7 protein-coding genes are annotated in these 3,889 nt (G+C 30.9%); all 7 read left to right on the top strand.

From position 1 onward, the window contains the following. Positions 1–326 (top strand): SMI1/KNR4 family protein (locus AC1DTM_RS19845; protein ID WP_477000705.1); only part of this gene is annotated, 326 nt, incomplete at its 5' end. Between the two features lie 36 nt (positions 327–362). Further along, positions 363–782 (top strand): hypothetical protein, encoded by a 420-nt coding sequence (locus tag AC1DTM_RS19840; RefSeq protein ID WP_016105407.1) that lies wholly within the window; start codon positions 363–365, stop codon positions 780–782. 349 nt (positions 783–1,131) lie between these two features. Then, on the top strand, positions 1,132–1,479 hold the full coding sequence (locus AC1DTM_RS19835) for a DUF2185 domain-containing protein (protein WP_199715437.1): 348 nt from the start codon (positions 1,132–1,134) through the stop codon (positions 1,477–1,479). Positions 1,480–1,543: 64 nt separating this feature from the next. Continuing rightward, positions 1,544–2,032: an SMI1/KNR4 family protein gene (locus tag AC1DTM_RS19830; protein WP_477000704.1), complete on the top strand. Its 489-nt coding sequence runs from the start codon at positions 1,544–1,546 to the stop codon at positions 2,030–2,032. A gap of 61 nt (positions 2,033–2,093) precedes the next feature. Continuing rightward, positions 2,094–2,882 carry an Imm47 family immunity protein gene (gene imm47, locus AC1DTM_RS19825; protein WP_016105403.1) on the top strand — a complete coding sequence of 263 codons (789 nt, stop codon included), beginning with the start codon at positions 2,094–2,096 and terminating at the stop codon, positions 2,880–2,882. 116 nt (positions 2,883–2,998) lie between these two features. Further along, positions 2,999–3,436: a toxin-antitoxin system YwqK family antitoxin gene (locus tag AC1DTM_RS19820; protein ID WP_050552601.1), complete on the top strand. Its 438-nt coding sequence runs from the start codon at positions 2,999–3,001 to the stop codon at positions 3,434–3,436. Positions 3,437–3,540: 104 nt separating this feature from the next. Beyond that, on the top strand, positions 3,541–3,889 hold a 349-nt coding region (locus AC1DTM_RS19815; protein WP_477000703.1), incomplete at its 3' end, for an SMI1/KNR4 family protein.

Below are 3,889 nucleotides of genomic sequence, written 5' to 3'. Positions count from 1 at the left end.
ATTATAAAAAATGTGTAATGGAAAATGATGGAGGTTACCCAGAACCAAATACGTTTGATTGTGATAGTGGAAGAATTGAGGCGGTCTTCAATGATTTGATTAGTTTAACTGATGAAGACTTAAATATAAAGATGTTTTCTGAATTTGCCATACAAAAATTGATTCCCTTTGGTAGAGATCCTTTTGGAAATTTAATTTGTTTTGATTATCGACAGAACAAGAATGAACCAACAGTTATATTTTATAATCATGAAGAACAAAATGAGAGTGCAATTGAGCCAATTTGTAACACATTTACGGAATTGCTTAATAGATTGTATTATTAAAGTCAATATTACATAAAGAAAAGGGGGACAGATGAAATGAACGGTATAGGGAACTTAATTGAAAATAATGTTGAGACTTTGTTTCTTATCTTTGTAAGTATAATTGTACTGGTATTTCAAAGTATTGTCTTTGTAAGAATAGCAAGAGACTGGTTTAAGAGTAAGGATATAGAGAAGTTAAAAGAAGATAAACAGTATATTAAGAAGTTAACTATAGTATACATAGGAATTATGGTAATAGGTGCTATAACAAACTTACCTTTATTTGGATTTATATTGCTAGGTTTTATGTCTAACACTATTATATTAACGTCTTTAAAGATAGAATTGTCTGATACAAAGTCAAATCAGTTGAAGACTGTAAAGAACTCAAATTTCATGTTATGGTTTTTAATAAACGCTATGCACTTAGTATTATTCTTTATTGAGGGAATAAAACTAATTAAAAGTATTTAGGAGTAGACTTATGGATAACGATGTGACTTGAAGTACACTTCTCTTTCCTTATCACCTTTTCTATGTGAAGTATGCAATGCATTTGGTATAAGAGATATTAAACTAAGAGTCTTATAAATAAGAAAAGATGTAGAATAATCTACATCTTTTTTCGTATTACATATTCAAAAATTTATGTATAAGCTCCACGATGATGGAAATGGACTTTACTTATTAGGAGTATCCGGTCAATGTATACGAATGAAGGCTGGGTTTAGCACGAGGGAGAATGATATTACGTTCACATACAATTCGTATTGCCTGTCGCTCTTTATTCATAGACATATTGATATTGTAAAGGAGTATGAACATGACAAATAGAAATGATGCATATGGAGGGTTTATTGTATCTAGAAATGTTTTTAATGGGGTACCTATTCGATATAGTTTTCGAGAAGAAAGTTCTATTTCTCAATTAAATGGTTGGAACATCTTTTCAGAAGTGGATGATGATGAATATGTAAACAATCCAAAAAACTTTTGCATAATTAATGCAGAATCAATGTATTCAATTGCACCTCAAATGTTAGAAATATTTGAAGCACCATATGGTACAGACCTTTTTTGGGTATATGAAGATAGTGTACATGTTGGTTTTTACGATTTAGTGCAAGACTGTATGACAGATATAAATAAGATTTTAAATGTAATTTATTAAGGTCTTTTATAACTGTTTTACATGTGTAGTAATTAATTGAGGAAATTCAGAGGGATGGTGCGAGATGAGTAAAGTAGAATGGAGATTGCCAGATAAGCCTTTATTGCGAGAAAATGTAAAGAATGYGGAAAAGGAGTTGGGCATTCATTTCCCTTTAGATTATATAGAATGTGTAATGAAGAATAATGGAGCACATGTTAGCCCAGAAATATTTGAAGTTGAGGAGAAGAGAAAGGTTTTTGGGATATTACTAACTTATGATATGGATGATGATGAAAATATTATTGAGGTATTTCATGATTACAATGACACATTACCGAGAGCATTGGTTCCATTCGCATTTGACCCAGCAGGAAATTTAATTTGCTTTGATTATAAAAATCATAAAGAAGACCCAATTGTTGTCTTTTGGGAACATGAAGGTGCATGGGAAAAGGAAGTATTGATGGAAAGCGAAGGGATTACGGMWGARGAAGCAGAGGAAGTAGCGAGRGRAAATGTATTYTWTRTKGCTWATAAYTTTACGGAGTTTTTAAATAAGTTACATGATTAATAATATTATCCATATAAAATGGTTCGTATAAATGTAAGCAGCAATAAAAGGAGGGGGAATGATGGAATTGGAGCATCTAAAAAAAGATATTTGGTATGGAGAAGTTTCTAATCATACAATTGAAACTCTTAAGTCTAACTTAAGGGATAGTGCAACAGAGGCAGAATACTTTATTTTAATTAACGAATTGTTAAAGTTAGGTGATTTCTCCGTAAAGGGGTTACTAATTGAACTTATGAATAGTACTCGAAATGAGCTTGTTTTACATTTATGCACTAGACTATTTTGTTCAATAGCTACTCACGATGATTTATTAGAAACGAATAATTTGAAATTCCTTTCAAGTGCTTCAGAGGATGGAGTTCATAATTTTGTAGTAAGTGCTAGTGAAACTCTTTCATATCATGTAGTACCATATCTTCTAGCATTACTAGAAGAGTGGGAAGATACCTTTGTTGAAAAAGCTATTAGAAATGAACTTTCATGGATGCTTGGAATTGAGGACGAGTATTATGAAGTATCGTTAGAAGAATTTAATGAAGCTTATTCTAGTTTTATCGAAAATAACGATACGCAAGAATACTATTATCGTAATAGACTATCTTTTCCTGGAGATTTGGCAAAGGAGTTAGTTTCGGAAGTTATGAGTTCTTTAAGAGATAGAACTACTTATAATGTTGTTATTATACCTTCCGTTTTATCAATTTGGAGTGGAATCAAATGTCCTATTCAATACGATACGATAATAACAAATGAAAAAAATAGAGAGCTGATGTCATATATTGATGTTCTAACAAAGAAAGAATGGAAGATTGGTAAAAAGTATTTTTATGGACATGTAGTTGTATAAGAAAACGATATATGTGACGAATATAAAACATTCTATGGCACCCTGTTAAGGAGTGATTTTGACTATAACGGAAAGCTTTGATTGTTGCTTCGAGGTGAATAAAGTTGGAAAATAAGATGGATGTACTCAGTAAAAAATATGTATTAGAGCATGGAATAAATTTTGATGAGGAACTATGGTTTACCTCATCCAGTGATGAAGTGTTAGATAAGCCAGAAGATAAGAATGGGAAACCTTTTACTGGTTTAGCTTATGAGTTATATGAAAATGGCAACCTAGCGTATTATTGTTACTATAAGGATGGTTTTAAAGAAGGTAATTATGTTAAGTTTCATCAGAGCGGAAAAGTGAAAGCTGCGGATTACATGATAAAAGGACAGACAAGAGGAATACGGAAAATTTGGTATGAATGCGAAGTACTCAAATATGAAGGAGAATTTAAGTTTGGCATTTGCTTAAAGTATACCGAATGGGATAAACAAGGGAATATAATTAGAAAAAAAGTTGCACCGACAAAAGAGGAGATAGAACTAATTACCCGATGCTCTAAATGAGAAGGAAATCCATTAATGTAAAAAATTACAATATATTATTAGTAACATATAGAACAGTTTGTAAAATTACTTAAGAGTAAATAACAGTGGAGTGATGGAACTTGGTGAGAAAAGTAGAATGGCAATTTGCTGATGAAGCTGTAAATGAAGATCTTGTGAGAGAGATTAGTAATAAAATAGGTTTTAAATTTCCAATTGATTATATAAAATGTGTAGCTGTAAATAATGGTGCCAATGTAGAGCCAGAATTATTTAATGTGAATAATCACGAAAGAGTTTTCGGTACTTTATTATCTTTTAATGAAAATAGTGATGAATATATAGTTGATGTATATAGTGACTTTATTGATACATTGCCTAAAGAATTATTTCCTTTTGCATTTGACCCAGCAGGAAATTTAATTTGCTTTGATTATAAAAATCATGAAGAAAATCCGATTGTTGTCTTTTGGG

The organism is Bacillus sp. P4_D3 (assembly GCF_056401855.1).
This window is presented reverse-complemented; position numbering and strand designations above follow the sequence as displayed.

Excerpts from the sequence above, each read along its gene's own strand:
- AC1DTM_RS19835 (WP_199715437.1), top strand. The coding sequence starts at position 1,132 with ATGACAAATAGAAATGATGCATATGGAGGGTTTATTGTATCTAGAAAT.
- AC1DTM_RS19840 (WP_016105407.1), top strand. The coding sequence starts at position 363 with ATGAACGGTATAGGGAACTTAATTGAAAATAATGTTGAGACTTTGTTT.
- AC1DTM_RS19820 (WP_050552601.1), top strand. The coding sequence starts at position 2,999 with ATGGATGTACTCAGTAAAAAATATGTATTAGAGCATGGAATAAATTTT.
- imm47 (WP_016105403.1), top strand. The coding sequence starts at position 2,094 with ATGGAATTGGAGCATCTAAAAAAAGATATTTGGTATGGAGAAGTTTCT.